This is a genomic window from [Bacillus] enclensis, from assembly GCF_001456935.1.
Taxonomy (GTDB): Bacteria; Bacillota; Bacilli; order Bacillales; family Bacillaceae_B; genus Rossellomorea; species Rossellomorea enclensis.
The window spans coordinates 517,009-536,372 of sequence record NZ_KQ758483.1 but is presented as its reverse complement, the minus strand read 5'-3'; the positions used below and the strand labels follow the sequence as shown (position 1 = coordinate 536,372).

General features: G+C 41.7%; 22 protein-coding genes. All 22 read right to left on the bottom strand.

The features are described from left to right. Positions 1–2 precede the first annotated feature (2 nt). Positions 3–308 (bottom strand): flagellar hook-basal body complex protein FliE, encoded by a 306-nt coding sequence (fliE, locus tag AS034_RS10350; RefSeq protein WP_052011639.1) that lies wholly within the window; start codon positions 306–308, stop codon positions 3–5. A gap of 13 nt (positions 309–321) precedes the next feature. Next, positions 322–783, bottom strand: coding sequence for a flagellar basal body rod protein FlgC (gene flgC / locus AS034_RS10345; protein ID WP_032088841.1), 462 nt, complete (start codon positions 781–783; stop codon positions 322–324). Between the two features lie 2 nt (positions 784–785). Further along, a complete protein-coding gene (gene flgB, locus AS034_RS10340) occupies positions 786–1,172 on the bottom strand; it encodes a flagellar basal body rod protein FlgB (protein ID WP_032088842.1) in 387 nt (128 codons plus the stop codon). A gap of 750 nt (positions 1,173–1,922) precedes the next feature. Continuing rightward, on the bottom strand, positions 1,923–2,702 hold the full coding sequence (gene codY, locus AS034_RS10335) for a GTP-sensing pleiotropic transcriptional regulator CodY (protein ID WP_058298409.1): 780 nt from the start codon (positions 2,700–2,702) through the stop codon (positions 1,923–1,925). Positions 2,703–2,808: 106 nt separating this feature from the next. Beyond that, complete coding sequence (hslU, locus tag AS034_RS10330; RefSeq protein ID WP_032088844.1) at positions 2,809–4,224, bottom strand: HslU--HslV peptidase ATPase subunit; 1,416 nt, start codon at positions 4,222–4,224, stop codon at positions 2,809–2,811. Positions 4,225–4,270: 46 nt separating this feature from the next. Beyond that, entirely contained in the window at positions 4,271–4,816 is a 546-nt protein-coding gene (gene hslV / locus AS034_RS10325) for an ATP-dependent protease subunit HslV (RefSeq protein WP_058298408.1), read from the bottom strand. A 16-nt stretch (positions 4,817–4,832) separates the two neighbouring features. Next, the gene (gene xerC, locus AS034_RS10320; RefSeq protein WP_058298407.1) at positions 4,833–5,732 is read right to left on the bottom strand and encodes a tyrosine recombinase XerC; all 900 of its coding nucleotides are present in this window, start codon (positions 5,730–5,732) and stop codon (positions 4,833–4,835) included. A 419-nt stretch (positions 5,733–6,151) separates the two neighbouring features. Then, entirely contained in the window at positions 6,152–8,227 is a 2,076-nt protein-coding gene (gene topA, locus AS034_RS10315; RefSeq protein ID WP_032088847.1) for a type I DNA topoisomerase, read from the bottom strand. Positions 8,228–8,514: 287 nt separating this feature from the next. After that, positions 8,515–9,390 carry a DNA-processing protein DprA gene (gene dprA / locus AS034_RS10310; protein WP_058298406.1) on the bottom strand — a complete coding sequence of 292 codons (876 nt, stop codon included), beginning with the start codon at positions 9,388–9,390 and terminating at the stop codon, positions 8,515–8,517. A 79-nt stretch (positions 9,391–9,469) separates the two neighbouring features. Then, complete coding sequence (sucD, locus tag AS034_RS10305) at positions 9,470–10,372, bottom strand: succinate--CoA ligase subunit alpha (RefSeq protein ID WP_032088849.1); 903 nt, start codon at positions 10,370–10,372, stop codon at positions 9,470–9,472. A gap of 16 nt (positions 10,373–10,388) precedes the next feature. After that, a complete protein-coding gene (gene sucC, locus AS034_RS10300; protein ID WP_032088850.1) occupies positions 10,389–11,549 on the bottom strand; it encodes an ADP-forming succinate--CoA ligase subunit beta in 1,161 nt (386 codons plus the stop codon). A gap of 224 nt (positions 11,550–11,773) precedes the next feature. Continuing rightward, positions 11,774–12,055: an EscU/YscU/HrcU family type III secretion system export apparatus switch protein gene (locus AS034_RS10295; protein ID WP_032088851.1), complete on the bottom strand. Its 282-nt coding sequence runs from the start codon at positions 12,053–12,055 to the stop codon at positions 11,774–11,776. Then, the gene (locus tag AS034_RS10290; protein ID WP_141687702.1) at positions 12,052–13,863 is read right to left on the bottom strand and encodes a hypothetical protein; all 1,812 of its coding nucleotides are present in this window, start codon (positions 13,861–13,863) and stop codon (positions 12,052–12,054) included. Before AS034_RS10290 ends, AS034_RS10295 begins: the two co-directional genes overlap by 4 nt. 13 nt (positions 13,864–13,876) lie before the next feature. After that, positions 13,877–14,650, bottom strand: coding sequence for a ribonuclease HII (locus AS034_RS10285; protein ID WP_098151237.1), 774 nt, complete (start codon positions 14,648–14,650; stop codon positions 13,877–13,879). Between the two features lie 101 nt (positions 14,651–14,751). Beyond that, positions 14,752–15,618, bottom strand: coding sequence for a ribosome biogenesis GTPase YlqF (gene ylqF / locus AS034_RS10280; RefSeq protein WP_058298404.1), 867 nt, complete (start codon positions 15,616–15,618; stop codon positions 14,752–14,754). Between the two features lie 30 nt (positions 15,619–15,648). Next, positions 15,649–16,188, bottom strand: a complete 540-nt coding sequence (gene lepB / locus AS034_RS10275; protein ID WP_058298734.1) for a signal peptidase I — start codon at positions 16,186–16,188, stop codon at positions 15,649–15,651. A 238-nt stretch (positions 16,189–16,426) separates the two neighbouring features. After that, the gene (gene rplS, locus AS034_RS10270; RefSeq protein WP_032088854.1) at positions 16,427–16,771 is read right to left on the bottom strand and encodes a 50S ribosomal protein L19; all 345 of its coding nucleotides are present in this window, start codon (positions 16,769–16,771) and stop codon (positions 16,427–16,429) included. A 134-nt stretch (positions 16,772–16,905) separates the two neighbouring features. Next, positions 16,906–17,640, bottom strand: a complete 735-nt coding sequence (gene trmD / locus AS034_RS10265; RefSeq protein ID WP_141687712.1) for a tRNA (guanosine(37)-N1)-methyltransferase TrmD — start codon at positions 17,638–17,640, stop codon at positions 16,906–16,908. Then, positions 17,640–18,158 (bottom strand): ribosome maturation factor RimM, encoded by a 519-nt coding sequence (rimM, locus tag AS034_RS10260; RefSeq protein WP_058298402.1) that lies wholly within the window; start codon positions 18,156–18,158, stop codon positions 17,640–17,642. The genes trmD and rimM overlap by 1 nt, the downstream gene beginning before the upstream one ends. Before the next feature lie 17 nt (positions 18,159–18,175). Then, entirely contained in the window at positions 18,176–18,562 is a 387-nt protein-coding gene (locus tag AS034_RS10255; protein ID WP_058298401.1) for a YlqD family protein, read from the bottom strand. A gap of 168 nt (positions 18,563–18,730) precedes the next feature. Next, positions 18,731–18,964, bottom strand: a complete 234-nt coding sequence (locus AS034_RS10250) for a KH domain-containing protein (protein WP_058298400.1) — start codon at positions 18,962–18,964, stop codon at positions 18,731–18,733. A gap of 12 nt (positions 18,965–18,976) precedes the next feature. Continuing rightward, entirely contained in the window at positions 18,977–19,249 is a 273-nt protein-coding gene (gene rpsP, locus AS034_RS10245; RefSeq protein ID WP_032088859.1) for a 30S ribosomal protein S16, read from the bottom strand. Between the last annotated feature and the right edge of the window lie 115 nt (positions 19,250–19,364).

Here is a 19,364-nt window from a genome sequence, read left to right as displayed (position 1 = left end):
TATTACATTGGCATTCTCATTATTTCCTGATACGCCTCAACCACTTTATTACGTACTTCCATTGTTGTCTGAAGAGTGATACTTGCTTTCTGCGAAGCGATCATTACTTGATGAAGATCGACATTTTCACCACGCACCAGCTTTTCTGTCATTCTATCTGATTGAATCTGTGTTTGATTGACCTCTTCAATTGATTTTTTCAGCAATTGCCCGAAATTAGTTGTGGCATCTGAAGGTGAAATTTGTTTTTTGCTTAACGACGGACTTAAAAAATTCGGATTGACCGAACTTATACTATGTATGGCCATGAGTGCTTCCTCCCTACTTACCTATTTCAAGTGATTTCATCAGAATCGATTTATTTGCATTGAACACAGTGACATTTGCTTCATAAGAGCGTGTAGCTGAGATCAGGTCGACCATTTCCCTGAGAGGGTCGACATTGGGAAGCTCTACATACCCTTCTTCATCAGCATCCGGGTGTTCCGGGTCATAGACCATTTTAAAGGGAGTCGTATCATCCTCTTGTATCCTGGATACTTTGACACCCTGTCCAACCGAATGAGCCCCTTTATTAACGGCTGCATTAAGAAAGGATGAAAAACCCGCTTCCTTAGGTTCCATTACAACCGATTTTCTTCTATACGGCTCCCACTCACCATCTGCATTTACCTTTGCCCTCGTGGAATCTGCATTTGCCATATTGGATGATATGACATCCATTCTTAATCTCTGAGCAGTCAGTGCGGAAGATGTAGTGTTTAAACTAGTGAAAATGGACAATGCTACTTACCTCCCCTGATAACTGTTTTCAAAGAGTTGAACTTTCCATTGATCCGATCTGAAAGCGCATTGAAGTAAATTTGGTTTTCTGCCATGTTTGACATTTCCTTGTCCAGGTCAACCCCGTTTCCATTATGGTTGAATTGATAGGCGTTCCTCGACTTCACAGCAGGATGTGTATCAGCAGACTTAAATGTGAAATGCCTTGAATCTGTTCTTTTTGCATCCAATTGCATAGTTTGATTCAGAACGGTCTTAAAATCTACTTCTTTTGCTTTGTAGTTTGGAGTATCGACATTTGCTATGTTTTGAGAGATTACTTTCTGATTTAAAGAGGCATAGTCCAGGCCCCTTTCTAGACTTGTAATCGTATTGGAAAATAATTTCACCTGAAGCACCTCTATCCATATAATTAGTAAGATCCGGATATTTTTACAAATATAACTTCTTTCCGTCCTTATTGTAATGTTTAGGTCGAATAGTGTCTATGAATATTCAGTATTTTTTAACGAAAATCGTCGAAAAATGAAGAATTAATGACTTTGAACCTATAAAATGACCTTTTTTTGGAAACTATTTTTATTCATCATTACCTTAGTGTTTCATTTCAATTACATAACATTACAAAGTTTTACATGGTTAATTTTATCAGCGTCTCCATATTTCCTCTAGCTGAATATTTTTCCAATTAATCGACATTTCAAGACACAATTTCTATGATTTTTATTACTTTTGAATGTTTTCATTGTACTTATTCGATGCCGTTGTAATGGTGTCGAAAAAAGTCGCAATAGAAATGTAACATCTTAATTTTACTACCCATATTATAGAAGACAAGACCCATCACTTGTCCTTTTATAGTCCTTTCGGCTTATTTACTACCTAATAATTGTCTATGTATACAACCTTTTCATCAGACAGCTTAATTCCTGCACAATCAGCTGATTATTTCCTGAATTGATACTCCAATCAGGAGCAAGACGGTCTGCTGTTCAAATAAAAGATAATTTTAGCACCATTGAGGAATTTTTTTATATTATGCTAAACATCTGAACACCCAGGCTTATTCTTTTCCATAAATAAAAAAATCCGTCATTCCATGAAAGGAATAACGGATTTAGATTTTTTATCACTAATCATTAATTTGTACGAAGTTTTTCTAGTTCGAGCAGGAATTTATTGTTAAGGACTTTGATGTATGTCCCTTTCATGCCCAATGAACGGGATTCGATTACTCCGGCACTTTCAAGTTTACGAAGGGCATTTACGATGACCGAGCGGGTGATACCCACTCTGTCAGCAATTTTAGAAGCTACCAATAAGCCTTCGTTTCCATTCAGTTCTTCAAAGATATGTTCAATCGCTTCCAGCTCACTATACGACAGGGAACTGATAGCCATTTGAACGACCGCTTTGCTTCTAGCTTCCACTTCAATTTCTTCTGCTTTCTCACGGAGAATTTCCATACCTACAACTGTTGCTCCGTATTCGCCAAGAATCAAATCATCATCTTCAAAGCTTGCCTGCAGTCTTGCAAGGATCAGGGTCCCGAGACGCTCTCCTCCGCCGATAATCGGTACGATTGTAGTTAAACCGTTTTTGAATAGCTCTCTGTTTTCAACCGGGAAGGCAGTATATTCACTTTCAACATCAAGGTTTGGAGATGTTTCCTGTATATTGAAAAGATTTTGAGTATATTCTTCAGGGAATTGACGGTCTTCAAGCATCTGCTTCATTCTTTCGTTTTCTATCTGCTGATTGATTGCAAATCCAAGAAGTTTTCCGCGGCGGCTTACCACAAATACATTTGCTTCGATTACACCGCTGAGGGTCTCTGACATTTCTTTAAAGTTAACCGGTTTGCCGGCAGCCTTTTGAAGCATGGCATTGATTGTTCTTGTTTTTCCTAATAAGTTCATTTTCATTTCCTCCTAGTACAACTGAATTGTATCTATTGTTTTATTTATAAGTTTTACTTCATTCGCTAATCTTTTTTTCTATACCCATATCATCGATAATAAAAACTTAAAGGATGAACTGGCTTAAATCCTTATCTTTTGAAATGGCGCCCAATTTATCATCCACATACTGAGGAGTGATTTTAATTGTCTCCAACGTAATTTCAGGTGCTTCAAAGGATAAATCTTCAAGCAGTTTTTCCATAATGGTATGAAGTCGGCGAGCACCGATATTATCTGTATTCTGGTTCACTTCGAAGGCTATTTCTGCCAGCCTACGAATAGCATCGTCAGAAAATTCAATTTGTATACCTTCTGTTTCCATTAAAGCAATATATTGCTTGATGATGGCATTATCAGGTTCAATTAGAATCCGTACAAAATCTTCTGTCGACAGTTTCTTAAGTTCCACCCGGATCGGAAAACGCCCTTGCAATTCCGGAATCAGGTCTGAAGGTTTAGACATGTGGAAGGCCCCCGCACCGATGAAAAGCATGTAATCGGTTTTGACCGAACCGTATTTAGTCACGACCGTCGACCCCTCTACGATCGGCAGGATATCACGCTGAACACCTTCCCTCGATACATCAGCCGATGACTGGCCAGACCCTTTGCTTGCAATTTTATCAATCTCATCAATGAAGATGATACCGGACTGCTCAGCCCTGATGAGGGCATCCTGAGTAACTTCATCCATATCGATCAGCTTCTGAGCTTCTTCATTAATAAGGACTGTCCTCGCTTCCTTAACCTTAAGCTTCTTCTTTTTCTTTTTCTTGGGCATGAAGCTGCTCAAGGCATCCTGCATGTTCATGCCCATTTGTTCCATGCCCGAACCTTGAAGCATGTCAAACATGGAAGCTTGCTGTTCTTCCACTTCAACGGAGATGAACTCCTCCTCCAGCTCGCCGTTTTTCAGCTTTTGTTCTGCCCTTCTTCTTTGCTCCCTCAAAGACAACTCTTCCTGCTTTTCCTGATCTTCATCGGAAGGCTGGCCGTTTCCGTTGCCTCCAAAAATCATTTCAAAAGGGTTTTTGTAGGAAGACGACTTCCTCTTTGAAGGGACAAGCAGTTCAACAAGGCGGATTTCAGCGTTTTCAGCAGCACGCTCGCGTACTCCTGCCATCTTCTCCTCTTTAACAAGCCTTACAGCCGTTTCTACAAGGTCCCTTACCATCGATTCCACGTCACGGCCTACATAGCCGACTTCAGTGAATTTTGTTGCTTCAACCTTCACAAAAGGGGCACGTACCAATTTAGCAATCCTTCTTGCTATCTCCGTTTTACCTACCCCTGTGGGGCCAAGCATGAGGATGTTTTTCGGAATTACTTCATCTTTAATGTTTTCTGTCAGAAGACTTCTTCTGTAACGGTTCCTTAGCGCGACCGCCACAGCTCTCTTCGCATCTTTTTGCCCTACAATATATTGATCTAATTTTTCAACGATCTGTCTTGGGGTCAATTGCTCAGCATTATTTTTCAAATGACACACTCCTAACTTTTCTATCGTGTGAAAAAATTTTTTTGAGCTATTCCAACACTTCTACAATGATTTGTTCATTGGTATAAACACATATATCAGCTGCGATCTGCAGGGATGCTTTCGCAATTTCTCTTGCAGACAGGTGCTCTCCAGAATACTGCTTCAATGCACGTCCCGCTGATAATGCATAATTCCCGCCTGAACCAATCGCTAAGATCCCATCATCCGGCTCAATGACTTCTCCTGTTCCGGATACAAGAAGCAAGTGTTTTTCATCCATGACAATCAGCATTGCTTCAAGCTTTCTCAATACTTTGTCACTGCGCCACTCCTTTGCAAGCTCTACAGCAGCACGCTGCAAGTTGCCGTTGAATTCATGGAGTTTCCCTTCAAACTTCTCAGACAATGTAAAAGCATCCGCAACCGAGCCGGCAAAGCCGGCCAGCACTTTCCCATTGAACAGTTTGCGCACTTTTTTTGCAGTGTGTTTCATCACGACTGCATTTCCGAATGTCACCTGGCCGTCTCCGGACATGGCACACTCGCCTTTATGCTGTACAGCAAAGATAGTGGTTGCGTGGAATTGTTCCATTGTATGACCTCCAATATTAAGCACGCGGATGATGTGCCAGATATGTTTTTCTTAACTGATCTTTCGTCACATGCGTGTAGACCTGGGTTGCAGATAGATCAGCATGCCCCAAAAGTTCCTGCACAGACCTGAGGTCCGCGCCATTATTCAATAAATGAGTAGCAAAAGTGTGTCTTAATTTATGCGGAGTGATTTTGCCTTTTAAGGATGCATTTTCAATGATCTTATTCAGGATAAGCCGGATTCCCCTTGAAGTAAGGGCCCCGCCCCGATGATTGACAAATACGGCTGAATGAATTTGATCTTTCATAAGCGATGGCCGTGATTGGTTTATGTATGCAGTCAATGCATCTTGAGCAAAGCTACCGAAAGGGACATACCTTTCTTTATTCCCTTTCCCTTTTACAAGGATCGTGGATAATGCCAGATCTACATCCTTCATCTGAAGATTCGCACATTCACTCACACGGATCCCGGTTCCGTATAAAAGTTCAAAGAGTGCTTTGTTGCGGAGATCCAATAACGATTCTCCGTTACAAGCCTCCAGCAGGACCTGTATTTCTTCCTCGTAAAAGAATCTTGGGAGCCGCTTTTCCTTTTTGGGAAGATTGACAAAAGAAAAAGGGTTTGTTTCAAGCATTTCTTCACGATTAAGAAATCGGTAAAAACTTCTGAGGCTCGATATTTTTTTTGAAATGGAGGCTCTCATCAGCTTTCGTTCATGAAGGACGGTTAAGAAGAGCCTCGCATCTGAATATTCCACATCTTTCAGGGAATGAAGACCCTGTTCTTTCATAAATACGTAGAACTCCTCTATATCATGACGATATTGTTCAAAAGTATAGGTGGAATATTGCTTTTCTATTTGTAAATATTCAATAAAAGACTGTAATTGTTCAGATAAAGTATTTGACATATAGTGAACACCTCACAAGGGCTACTAAATAGTAACACAACCTTGCTGCCCATGCAATTAATTTTACATTTTTTTCACAAAGTTCTGAATTGTTTCCGACACCCTCGGGTAAACCGCTCTTCTGCGCATTCCCATAATTTCATCATATCCAATTTGAATTGTATAACAACATAAATGGTTTAAAAACTTAAAAGCATTCTGTCATTTTACTTGCTGTAACTCCCTCACTGAAATAGGGAATAAAGATCAAGGAATGCCTTTTGTATAATTTCTACAAAAATGATAATTCATTTACAACATAATCAAAACAGAAAAGAACTGACCCGGCAGGCAATTGAATGATTGCCTTTTGGGACAGTCCCTCGTTACATTGTATAAGTACCGCAGGAAAGAAGCAAACTTTTTTGCTGACTTCCTTCTTATTTTTGCGGTTCTTCCTTGTAATCGCAGTTTGTACACTGTATCTGATTACCTTTTTTAAGCTTCTTCTCAACAAGCAGTTCAGAGCATTTCGGACATTTTCTTTCGATTGGTTTATCCCATGAAAGGAAATCACATTCCGGATATTGATCACATCCGTAAAAAATCCGTTTCTTTTTGCTTTTTCTTTCTATTATATTTCCTTTCTCACACTTAGGGCATTTAACGCCTATTTCTTTCACGATCGGCTTTGTGTTCCGGCAGTCTGGGAAATTGCTGCATGCCATGAACTTTCCATACCGGCCCATCTTGAAGACCATGGGATGTCCGCACTGCTCGCAGTCTTCGCCTGCAGGCTCATCACGGATCTCGATTTTTTCCATTTCATTTTCAGCAATGACCAAGTGTTTCTCGAAATCCCTATAGAATTCATCAATGATTCTTTCCCATTTCACTTTTCCATCTTCAATATCATCCAAGCTTCTTTCCATGTTGGCAGTGAATTCCACATCAATGATTTCCGGGAAGAACTCTCTTACAAGTTCTAAAACAATTTCTCCAAGTTCGGTTGGAACAAACCTTTTATTATCAAGGGAGACATATCCCCTTCTTTGGATTGTATCAAGTGTAGGCGCGTAAGTGGACGGGCGGCCTATTCCCAGTTCTTCAAGCGTCTTGACAAGCCTTGCCTCCGTATACCTTGGAGGTGGTTGAGTGAAGTGCTGTTTAGGATCGATTAATTCACTCTTCACTTTATCGTTTTCTTTCAGCTCTGGCAGTAGATTATCTTTTTCTTCCTTTTGGTCGTCAGAGCCTTCTACATATACCTTCATGAATCCCGGGAATTTCACTTTTGAGCCGTTTGCCCTGAAATAGACTGGTCCATTCACCAGGTCTACACTCATGGTGTCCATGATGGCGGGTGCCATCTGGCTGGCAACAAAACGTTCCCATATCAGTTTATACAAGCGGTATTGGTCTCTTGAAAGGAACTCTTTTACCGAACCGGGGTCCCTCAATGTGCTTGTAGGACGGATTGCTTCATGTGCGTCCTGCGCTTTTTGCTGTTTCTTTTCTTTTCTTTCCGATTGTCTTACAAAATCTGCACCATATTTCGAGGTGATGAATTCGTTTGCTTCTTTTTGAGCCACTTCTGAAGTTCGCGTAGAATCGGTTCGCATATAAGTGATCAAACCGGCTGTACCTTCTTTGCCCAGCGCAATACCTTCATATAACTGCTGCGCAAGCATCATCGTTTTCTTGGCACGGAAGTTCAATTTCCTTGCCGCTTCCTGCTGGAGTGAGGAAGTTGTAAAAGGAGGCGCTGGATTACGCTTTCTTTCTTTTTTCGTCACCTTGTTCACTTCAAAGGATTTCCCTTTTACTTGTGCAAGTACTGACTTCACTTCTTCTTCCGTCTTCAAGTCCACTTTTTTTCCATCAATCCCATAGAAGGATGCCTGGAATGTTTCTTTGTCTTTTTTAAATTCTGCTTCGATGGACCAATATTCTTCCGGCTCGAAATTTTTGATTTCGTTTTCGCGGTCTATGATCAGCCTCACTGCAACAGATTGAACCCTGCCGGCACTCAGTCCCTTCTTTACCTTCTTCCAAAGCAAGGGACTGATGTTATATCCGACCAGCCTGTCTAGTATTCTTCGAGCCTGCTGAGCATCGACAAGATCCATATTGATCGGGCGGGGATGCTTAAATGACTCTTTTATCGCATCTTTTGTGATTTCATTGAAAACTACCCGGCACTGTGAGTCCGTATCCATATCCAGACTGTGGGCGAGATGCCAGGCAATCGCTTCCCCTTCTCTATCGGGGTCGGCCGCCAGAAAAATCTTTTTTGCTTTTTTAGCGGCCGTTTTCAGTTCTTTCAACACAGGGCCTTTCCCGCGTATCGTTATATACTTAGGTTCGAATTCTTTTTCGACATCTACACCCATTTGACTCTTGGGTAAATCTCTTACGTGTCCCATGGAGGCACGTACTTTATATTTTTTTCCTAAATAACGTTCAATCGTTTTCGCCTTTGCCGGCGATTCCACTATTACTAAATAATCTGCCATCCAATATGCCTCCTTGAAGAGGAAAATAATTCACTGTCTATTTTTAAACCTGTATAAAAACACCGGCGTAAACGGTTTCACATTCTTCTATACAGTACCCATTCAGTGCGGAGCCGCTGCTCCAGTATACTTCTTAAGTTCTCTTCTATTGTTTTCGATACCTGTTGCAAAATGTATAACAGTTTACAAAGAATTGCAACCTTTTTGTATAAATTAATGCGTTAATTTCTCTATTTGATGGAAAAACAGCAACTTTATTACATGATTGTATATAAATTTCTGTAACTTTATACATCGAGCTCGAAAAAAATATCTTCTATTGATAATACCATCTTTGCTCCTTCTTTTATCAAGGCATTTGTCCCTTCTGAGAGCTTTTGGTTAACTGAACCCGGAATGCACAGGATTTCCCTGCCCTCATTCAAAGCATAATCAGCTGTAATAAACGTACCGCTCTTTTTTTGTGCTTCAGTCACCAAAATTGCACGGGAAAGGCCGCTTATGATTCTGTTTCTAAATGGGAAATGCCATTTTTGCGGTTTCGTTTCAGGAGGGTATTCAGAAATGAGGAGTTGCTGCTTCATCATGTACTCGGCAAGCTTGTTGTTTTCACTGGGGTATATGTGGTGGAATCCACCTGCAATGACCCCTATGGTATGAGCGCCTGCGCGGATTGCTGTTTTATGTGCAATCGTGTCAGCACCCCTGGCAAGGCCGCTGACAATCACTATATTTTTTCTTGCCAGCCCCGGCATCATAGTCCTGAGATTATCTTCAGTATAGGAGGTGGCCTGCCTTGACCCTACCACAGCAAGCTTATTGGGGAATTTCAGGAGTTCCCTTCTGCCTTTAATAAAAAGAACAAAAGGAGGGTCATAAACATTTTTTAATAATTCGGGGTAATCTTCGTCATAAATTGATAACCAATGGATATCGTTATTCTGGTAGTATTCTTCATAATGATCAATCTGGAAATTGTGAAAATCGCTATGGAATAATTCAGTATTAGGGGCTGTGGAGCCTGATAAGCGCTTGATGGTGGAAGAGGATAAACTGTAGATCATCAACGGGTCGGATATTTGCGAAAGCAGTCGTTTTGTTCCTTTGATTCCAAGACCCCTGCAGTGCTGCATATGAAATAGTAAACGTGTGATTTCCTTCATTAAAAACCTCCTGCTGATTAGTTGATTCAAAATAGGAATAAGAGGCTGAAAGCTAAGGGCCCAGCCTCTTATATGAAAATTAATGTGTTTTACACTTTTCGAAAATTCCTTCTTCTTTAAGGACCTTGATTAATGTTTCTCCCATGTCTGAAGGGGTAGGAGCAACTTGAATACCGCATTCATTCATTACGCGGATCTTTTCATCAGCTGTTCCTTTTCCGCCTGAAATGATGGCACCTGCATGTCCCATACGCTTTCCAGGAGGCGCAGTGCGTCCACCGATGAATCCTACAACAGGCTTAGTCATATTGGCTTTGATCCATTCAGCTGCTTCTTCCTCGGCTGTTCCTCCGATTTCACCGATCATGATGACAGCATAGGTATCTTCGTCCTCATTGAATGCTTTTAAAACATCAATGAAGTCAGTGCCGTTAACCGGGTCTCCTCCGATACCGACAGCAGTTGACTGACCGATGCCAGCCTGTGAAAGCTGATGAACTGCTTCATACGTCAAAGTGCCGGAACGTGAAACAACTCCCACATGTCCTTTTGTATGAATGTATCCTGGCATAATACCAATCTTACATTCTTCAGGAGTAATGACTCCAGGACAGTTCGGTCCTACAAGACGAGTTTTCTTTCCTTCCATATAACGCTTTACCTTGACCATATCCAGTACCGGGATATGTTCTGTTATACAAATTGCCAAATCAAGTTCAGCATCAACAGCTTCCATGATTGCATCTGCTGCAAATGGAGCTGGAACATAGATGACCGAAGCATTGACGCCGGTAGCTTTCTTAGCTTCTTCCACAGTATTGAAGACAGGTACGCCCTCAACCTCGGTTCCGCCTTTACCAGGTGTAACACCCGCTACGATTTGTGTACCGTATTCAAGCATTTGCTTTGTATGGAATAGAGCTGTTGAACCAGTGATTCCCTGTACAACAACCTTTGTATCCTTGTTAATAAATACGCTCATTTTTCCCCCGCCTTTCTTAGCCTACTTGCTCAACGATTTTTTGTGCGCCGTCTGCCATTGATTCAGCTGCAATAATATTCAATCCGGACTTATTAAGGATTTCTTTACCAAGGTCCACATTTGTACCTTCAAGTCTTACAACCAATGGTACTTCAAGTCCGATTTGCTTAGCTGCTTCAACAACACCAGTGGCAATGACGTCACATTTCATGATTCCGCCAAAGATATTGACAAAGATCCCTTTCACATTTTCATCTGAAAGGATGATTTTGAATGCTTCGGTTACTTTCTCAGCAGTTGCACCGCCCCCAACATCAAGGAAGTTAGCCGGATCTCCCCCATAATGCTTGACGATATCCATCGTTGCCATTGCAAGACCTGCTCCATTTACCATGCAGCCGATGTTTCCATCGAGAGAAATATAACTTAAGTCGTATTTAGAAGCTTCGATTTCTTTTGCATCCTCTTCTTCAAGGTCACGTAATTCCATGACATCCTTTTGACGGTATAATGCGTTTGAATCGAAGTTGAATTTCGCATCAAGAGCCATTACATTTCCATCGCCTGTAACGACCAATGGGTTGATTTCAACAATTGAAGCATCCTTTTGGATATAAACGTTGTAAAGTCCAAGCATGAACTTAGCCGCTTTGTTGACAAGTTCTTTTGGGATATTGATGTTGAATGCGATACGGCGTGCCTGGAAACCAGTCAGCCCGACCACCGGGTCAATATACTCCTTGAAGATTTTTTCTGGAGTAGCTGCCGCCACCTCTTCGATTTCCGTTCCGCCTTCCTCGGATGCCATCAAGACAACCTGTGAAGTCGCTCGGTCCAAAACCAGGCCGACATAGTATTCTTTCTTGATGTCACAGCCCTCTTCGATAAGTAAGCGCTTTACTTCCTTACCTTCCGGGCCTGTCTGATGAGTGACCAAAGTCTTTCCAATTAACTCTTCTGCATATGTACGCACTTCGTCAAGGCTCTTAGCGATTTTGACACCGCCAGCTTTCCCGCGACCTCCTGCGTGGATTTGTGCTTTTACTACATAAACGCTGGAATTAAGCGTTTTAGCCGCTTCTACTGCTTCTTCAGCAGTGAAAGCCACTTTACCATTTGGTACGGACACCCCGTAATTTCTGAGGATTTCTTTACCTTGATATTCATGGATATTCATTTTCCATCCTCCTATCAAACTCTTCAAAAAATAGACTGCGCTTTCATTGTATAAAATGACAGATTATCTGTCTACCATTATGCTAAAAATATTATATTAATTTAAAAATTCTGAACAGAGATTGCACTTTTTCACAATATTTACCGGGTTAATTAGTTAATTTTTGCAGCATTTTATTATACTTGTAAAGTTATTTTTCGCCTTTTTTTCACTATTTCCAATTATCAGGTTTTTCTTTTCCCGATTTCTTTATCCAATTTATATACAAAAGCAAATACCTCGGCTACAGCCCCATAAAGCTCTTCAGGTATCGATTCGCCGACATCGATCTTGCCCAACAATGCTAACAGGCTTTCATCTTCCTGAATAGCAACACCGTTTTCAGCTGCCTTCAAAATGATATTCTCGGCAATGATCCCTTTCCCTTTGGCCAACACTCTCGGCGCTGACTCCGAGGATTGATCATAGCCGAGTGCGACTGCTTCTTTTCTTGGAAATGATGTCATATTTTCATATCAACTCCCGAATAAGTGATTGCCTGCATCTCGTGTATTCTTTTTTGGGATATGGAGTCCTGGTCATTCACTTTCTTGAATTTCACTGAAGTAAGTTGATAATCCATCGGTTGAAGGGATTCCTTAAGGACTGGAATATATGATTGGGCTAAATCGTTCATTCCTTCATTTTCATTCCAGATTGTCAGGGAAATGATTCTATTTTGAACGTTCATATCAACAAGCGTTTCATTTAAATTTCCCAAATGAAGATAAAACAGAATTCGGCAGTGGTCACTGTCTATCCTGCCTTTTTCCTTCTCCCTGCCCGTCCACTGTACAGTAATATCTGTCTGCCGACCGAATAAATAGAGCGGGAACTGCTGGATGATATTCAATACGGATGACTGCTCCCATGACACCAATGCAGGATGATTCAATTTATGGACAAGCTTTTCTGCAAGCTCCCGTACTTCCGGGACAGGGTTCTGAATGATCAGCCTGATCAGTTTCTCTTTAAGAGGTTGAAAATCAGCATCCGGCTGACTATGGAGCTGTGATTCAAAATTCAAACCGAGAGTCTGAATCATCCTTTTTAAGACCTGCCCCAGCTCTTTACCTTTCAGGGTGGACATCATTCCTTCTTCAATACCTGCATTCAGCATGTTGAATATCTTTCCTTCATTCGAAAGAGAGGGACTCATCTCCCATTTTAAAAGCATAGCAGAATAATTCTTTTCCAGAAGCTGCTTATCTGAACCTTTCATCAAATCCACTAAATTTCCGATAATCCTTTCCATTGCACCTTCTTTTGAGAGTGCGGGTGAATGCCTGTGGATGGTGTTCAACGCTAGATCTACCATGGCCTTATTTGCCTTGCCTCCCCTGCCGGATTCCTTGGTTAATGCAGAAATCACCCCATCAATATCATGCTGCCGGGCACCATTCAGCGGGTGAGAAAGCAGATCCCTCATGCTGCCGATTAAATCTAGAATCTGTTTGGGAGTTGCTCCGTTTTTCTGAATGGAGGATGAAAGAGCATGGTTCAACGCTGTTTCCATATTCTGAAAGCTTGTACCCTTGGGCAGGATACCAAGGGATTGTAATAATTCATAACTCGCATGCCTTACGGAAAAGGGTTCAGACTGATTCAAAGCATTCACCATTGCTTTAACCGTCATTTGCTTGGAAAAGTATGATCCCAGTGGGTTCTGGATCCTTTTAATCAGCTCCAGAGTATCATGAGCGCCTCCCAAGGCTGACAGACGTTCTTTCAGTCTGTTCAGGAGCCCGCTGATTGTTTCCTGACCCTTTCCTGCCTCAAGGGATAACAACACCTTATCTGACAATGGCAGACGGGCTTTCAGCATATGCATCAATACGGGAAGCCTTATATTCGCGTTTTCCCCATTTACTTTTTCAGATATAAACTTCATCAATTCACCTGTGATCGGAATGTCGTTGTCAATCAATTTACTGACTGAATCCAGTAGTGTTTTGTCAGATGTCTGATATTGAAATTGACGGATCAATGCTTGCGCCGCTTCCATACTATCTTTCATTCCTGAAATTCGTTGAATCACATTCAGGCTCAATACATCCTCGGTCTGTTGTACTCTCATCCAGTACTCCCTGCCTGCCTCTAGAGGTGCATCGAGCTTCGCGATGAATTTCCGTCCTGCTGCCGACACCTCCGCCATCCCTTCACCAAGGAGCTTCCCTACAGTAACATGAAGGATTCTTCCGTTTTGAAGAGCAAACGGTCCGCTGGTCATTTTGGATGAAGCTTGAGAATTGTATGCGCCTTGAATATCATTCATTTTCATTACTCCCTCACCCTTTTAGTTCATAATCTTTAACAGGAGCAAAACTCCTTCTGTGTATCGGTGTGATTCCTTTTAAACGAAGTCCTTCTAAATGCCCTCTCGTCCCATAACCTGCATTTTGTTCAAACCCATAGCCTGGGTATTGCGCGGCGTATTCTTTCATCAGATTGTCACGTGTGACTTTGGCAATGACCGAAGCTGCGGCGATTGAAATGCTTTTAGAATCACCTTTGATGATCGATTCCTGCGGGTATGGCGTCTGAAGTTTCATCGCATCGATTAAAAGATAATCAGGATTGCAATCAAGATTTGAAATGGCAAGAAGCATTGCTTTCTTAGTCGCCTCATAAATATTGATTGTATCGATTTCCCCTGGCTCAATCATTCCGATTCCAATGGAATGAGCTTTTTCCTGTATGATTTGGAAATACTCGTCCCGTTTTGATTCAGACAGCTTTTTACTGTCATTCAGACCTGGCAGATAAAACTCGCCGGGCAATATAACCGCAGCGGCAACCACAGGCCCTGCCAACGGGCCCCTGCCGACTTCATCTATACCGGCAATCAACGAAAAACCTTCATTAAAAAGCTTTTTTTCAAATAAAGTCAGCTTTACAAACTCTTCCTTTTCTTTTTTCAGCTTTTGGAGTTTGCGATTACGGCTTTCTAAAATTTTTTGTACACCTTTTCTATTATCACTATGTAATTGCTCAAATAGTGGATCATTTGAAGATATATTTTCCACTAGCGACTTGATTTCATTTATTGTCATACTGTTGATATCCAATTAGGTCGTTCTCCTTTTCTTATTATCGGAAATGATTCAATAAAATAAAGAGGCTTCCAAAAAGAGCGTTCATCTCTTTAAAGAGCCTCTGTTTATTATATATCGTCACTTTCCAATTCTTCAATCTTGTCAAACGTCATCGGACCAAGCTGAACATTCCTTATATCCCGGATGATGACTTCGGAAGTCTTGTCATAATCAACTTCTCCTCCAGCCATCAGGCATCCGCGCTTCTTACCGACTGCATCGAATTTCGCCAGGATCTCTTCGGGTATCTCATCCAGGCTGTAGCGATCTTTCAAGCGCTCAGGATAGTTGGCCTCAAGGAAATTCAATCCGAATAAAGCGATATCCTGTAAATTCAAAATCGTATCTTTTATTGCCCCTGTGAGAGCAAGTTTATAGCCTACTCTTTCATCTTCAAATTTCGGCCACAATATTCCAGGGGTATCAAGAAGTTCGAGTTCCTTGCCCACTTTAATCCATTGCTGGGCTTTCGTCACCCCCGGGGTATTCCCTGTCTTGGCAATATTCTTTTTCGCCAGACGATTGATTAAAGTTGATTTACCGACATTGGGTATACCGACAATCATCGCTCTTATGGCACGCGGTCTCATACCGCGGGATTTCATGCGGTCAAACTTTTCTTTGAGTATATCTTTCGCTGACTGGACGATGGAATGAAGCCCTTTACCGCCCTGCGCGTTGACAGCAAGTGCTTTGATGCCCTGTTCCTCAAAATATGTAATCCACTGTTCTGTTTTCACGGGATCGGCCATATCTGCTTTATTAAGCAGGACCAGACGCGGTTTCTGGCCTATGATTTCTTCAATCATGGGGTTCCTCGATGATAAAGGGATGCGTGCATCCACCAGTTCGATGACGATATCGACCAGCTTTAATTTCTCTGTTACCTGCCTGCGGGCTTTAGCCATATGTCCAGGAAACCATTGAATCGTCATATGACCACCTCCAAACTTACATTTTTACTATTATTCCACTATTCCTATATCTTTAACAGGCCAATAGATGAACTTGGTGTCGCCGATTACCTCTTCAAAAGGAACAGTCCCGATATGACGGCTGTCCTTGCTGAATCTCCGGTTATCACCCATTACGAAAATTTCGCCTTCCGGTACGGTTTCCCTGTCAATAATGTCCTTCAGGGAGAAATCTTCCGTTAAAGGCCCTTCGCTGACCTGATCTTTATATTCTTGCAAATAAGGTTCTTTAATAGCCTTGCCATTCACATATAATGTATCGTTTTTATACTCTATTTTATCTCCAGGAAGCCCTATCACACGTTTGATATAATCCTTGTGCTCCGGGGCATGAAAAACGACGATATCGAAACGGTCCGGATCACCAAGCTTGTTGACAATCATACGGTCCCCATTTTCCAAAGTAGGTGTCATAGATAAGCCGTCTACCACGATCGGTGCAAATAAAAAATATCTGATAATAGCTGCCAGACCCACCGCAATCAAGAGGGCTTTCATCCACTCCCACCATTCGTTTTTCTCTTTAACCAACACATCCACCACCCAATGTAATTTCCTATCTTTTTCTATTCTACTAGAAAATCCTTTTTTTCTCATTATAAAAGGTGGAATTACTCCATTAGCCCCAATCTTACAGTTCATCGATTGCAGACCGGATCTGTCCAGCAGGGTGCGCACCTGGCCCCCGTCGGACTCATCCCTTTAGATATGAGCGGTTAAACAAGAAGAAAAGGAGCTTGTCTCCAAGCTCCTTTTCAAACAATCTTGATTATCGAATTTCTTTAATACGAGCCGCTTTACCGCGAAGGTTACGCAAGTAGTAAAGTTTCGCACGACGGACTTTACCGCGACGAATAACTTCCAACTTAGCAATCTTAGGTGTGTGTACCGGGAAAGTACGTTCAACACCTACACCGTAAGAAATTTTACGAACAGTGAATGTTTCGCTGATACCGCCTCCGCGGCGTTTGATTACTACACCTTCGTATACCTGAATACGTTCACGAGTACCCTCAACGATGTTAACGTGTACACGTACTGTATCACCAGGACGGAAAGATGGTAGATCAGAGCGAAGCTGTTCTTTAGTAATATCTTCGATTAATTTGTGCATCTTATTCAACTCCTTCCAACAGATGCTCTTACAAAAGCGATGGATTGCAGCGGAACATCGGGATCAGTGATTTGAGAAATAGCCCTCAAGCCACAAAGAATATATTAACATACTGAATATCAGGATGCAATAGATTATCTAGACTTTTCCCATTCCTCTATCCATCGTTTTTGTTTTTCGGATAAAGTTTGGTTTTCCAATAGGTCAGGTCTTCTTTCAAATGTCCTCCTGAAGCTTTCTTTCTCTCTCCACTCTTCTATCAGGCGATGGTTGCCGGAGATCAGCTCAGGAGGGACTTTCATTCCCCTGAAATCAGCAGGACGCGTATAATGGGGATGCTCCAGAAGTCCGGATGAGAAGGAATCCTTCACAGGCGAATCTTCGTTACCCAGGACCCCCGGGAGAAGCCTGACGACACTGTCGATGACAACCATCGCGCCCAGCTCCCCGCCTGTCAGCACATAGTCTCCAATCGAAATCTCATCGGTGACGACATGTTCCCTGATTCTTTCATCATATCCCTCATAATGCCCGCAGATAAAAATGAGATGCTCTTCCTTCGCCAATTCCTCTGCTTTTGACTGAGTGTAACGCTCCCCCTGGGGACACATAAGTATGACACGCGGTTTTGATTCATTTTCATTCTTCAAGCTTTCCACCGCATCAAAGATCGGCTGAGGCTTGAGGACCATGCCTGCTCCGCCTCCGTATGGATAATCATCAACCTGGCCATGTTTATTGTCAGCAAACCCGCGAAAATTGACCACATTATACGTAACAGCCTGCTTTTCATTGGCTTTTTTCAGAATAGACTCTCCAAAAATACCCTCAAACATTGCAGGAAATAGTGACAATACATCAATTTTCATCATGAAAGAAGCCCTTCCATCGGTTCAATCAGGATCAATCCTTTTTCGAGATCGACTTCCTTGACCACATCCTCAATAAAAGGAATCAAGTGCTCTTTCCCTCTTTCCCCCTTCACGACCCATACATCGTTCGCTCCAGGACTCAGAATCTCCTTGACCGTCCCCAATTCTGTACCATCGCCGGTCACAACTTTGCAGCCGATGATTTCATGATAATAATACTCGCCTTCTTCAAGTGACTGCAGTTGATTTTCCTGTACCTTAAGTATACCTTCTTTGAAGGCTTCAACCTGATTGATATCGTTATATCCCTCAAATGTCAGAAGGTCAAAATTTTTATGCGTCCTGTGTGAGGCAATAATTACCTCAATGCGCTCTTTTTTTTCGGGAAGGAAAAGATGAAGTGTGTTGCCTTTTTGATACCGCTCTTCAGGAAAGTCTGTACTGGATACCACTTTCACTTCTCCTTTGACACCGTGTGTATTCACAATTTTACCTACATTAAACCATTTTTCCATAATTTCACCTCTAGTTGTTACCGAATTTCTTTTATAACTCCATCTTCTACGATGATTGTTTTAGACAATGCCGCTTCATCCCAATTGTCACCAACTTGAATATCTATCATACCTTGTACTTCTTTCTCTTTCAATTCACTGCCGATGGGCAGGATGGCCAGCTGCTCCAATTGAAAGTCCAGCAGCTTGATTTTTTCAAGCTTTTCTTCCATTTCCTTTTGAAAATGCTGGCTGAGTTTTTGAGAAGGATATTTCTTCGCGCGTTCAATTTTTTTCCATTCAAATTGAAGCTGTTCATGTTCCCGCTTCAATTGGAACTTTTGATCTTCATACCGACTCTGCAGGGCTTCTTTCGTACTTACGGTCAGCACTTGCTTCACGGTGATCGTATGTAAAATATTCAACTATCGTCCCTCCTTATTTCACCCCCAGAGATGTCTTGGTGAAAAGGGCTTATTCTTAGGGAGTCTCGTTTTGGATATGAAAAAAGGGACTGACTTGATAAGGCTTTATGAACCTTTTGGGTCAGTCCCCTGTTCTCCAAGTTAAAGTTGAAACGCATTGATCAGCGGTTATTCAACTATTTCCAAGAAGATTTTCTTCTGTTGTGAAGATCCTGCTGCAGCATATACCACAGTTCGAATCGATTTAGCTACTCTCCCCTGCTTCCCGATTATCTTTCCCATGTCCTCAGGATGCACGGACAACTTATAGGTTATTCCGTTTGAACCTTCTTCCATTTCGATACGGACATCTTCCGGACGGTCGACCAAGGGCTGCACAATCGTTAGAATAAGATCTTTCATCGATTTGATCGATTACTTGCTGTTCTTAGCATTGTGGAATTTTTCCATAATGCCTTGTTTTGAGAATAAGTTACGAACTGTGTCAGATGGTTTAGCACCATTTGAAAGCCATTTAAGAGCAAGCTCTTCATCGATTTTCACTTCAGCTGGCTTAGCAACCGGGTTGTAAGTTCCAACTGTTTCGATTTGACGTCCATCACGTGGTGAACGAGAATCTGCTACTACGATACGATAGAAAGGAGATTTTTTTGCTCCCATACGTTTTAATCTGATTTTTACTGCCATTATTAAAGCACCTCCGAATAGTTTCACACAAGTTAGTATGATATCAAATGTGTATTTTGTTTGTAAAGTGTTTTTTCTTAACAGTTCAATTTTTTTTGCAAAAATCGAACGGAAT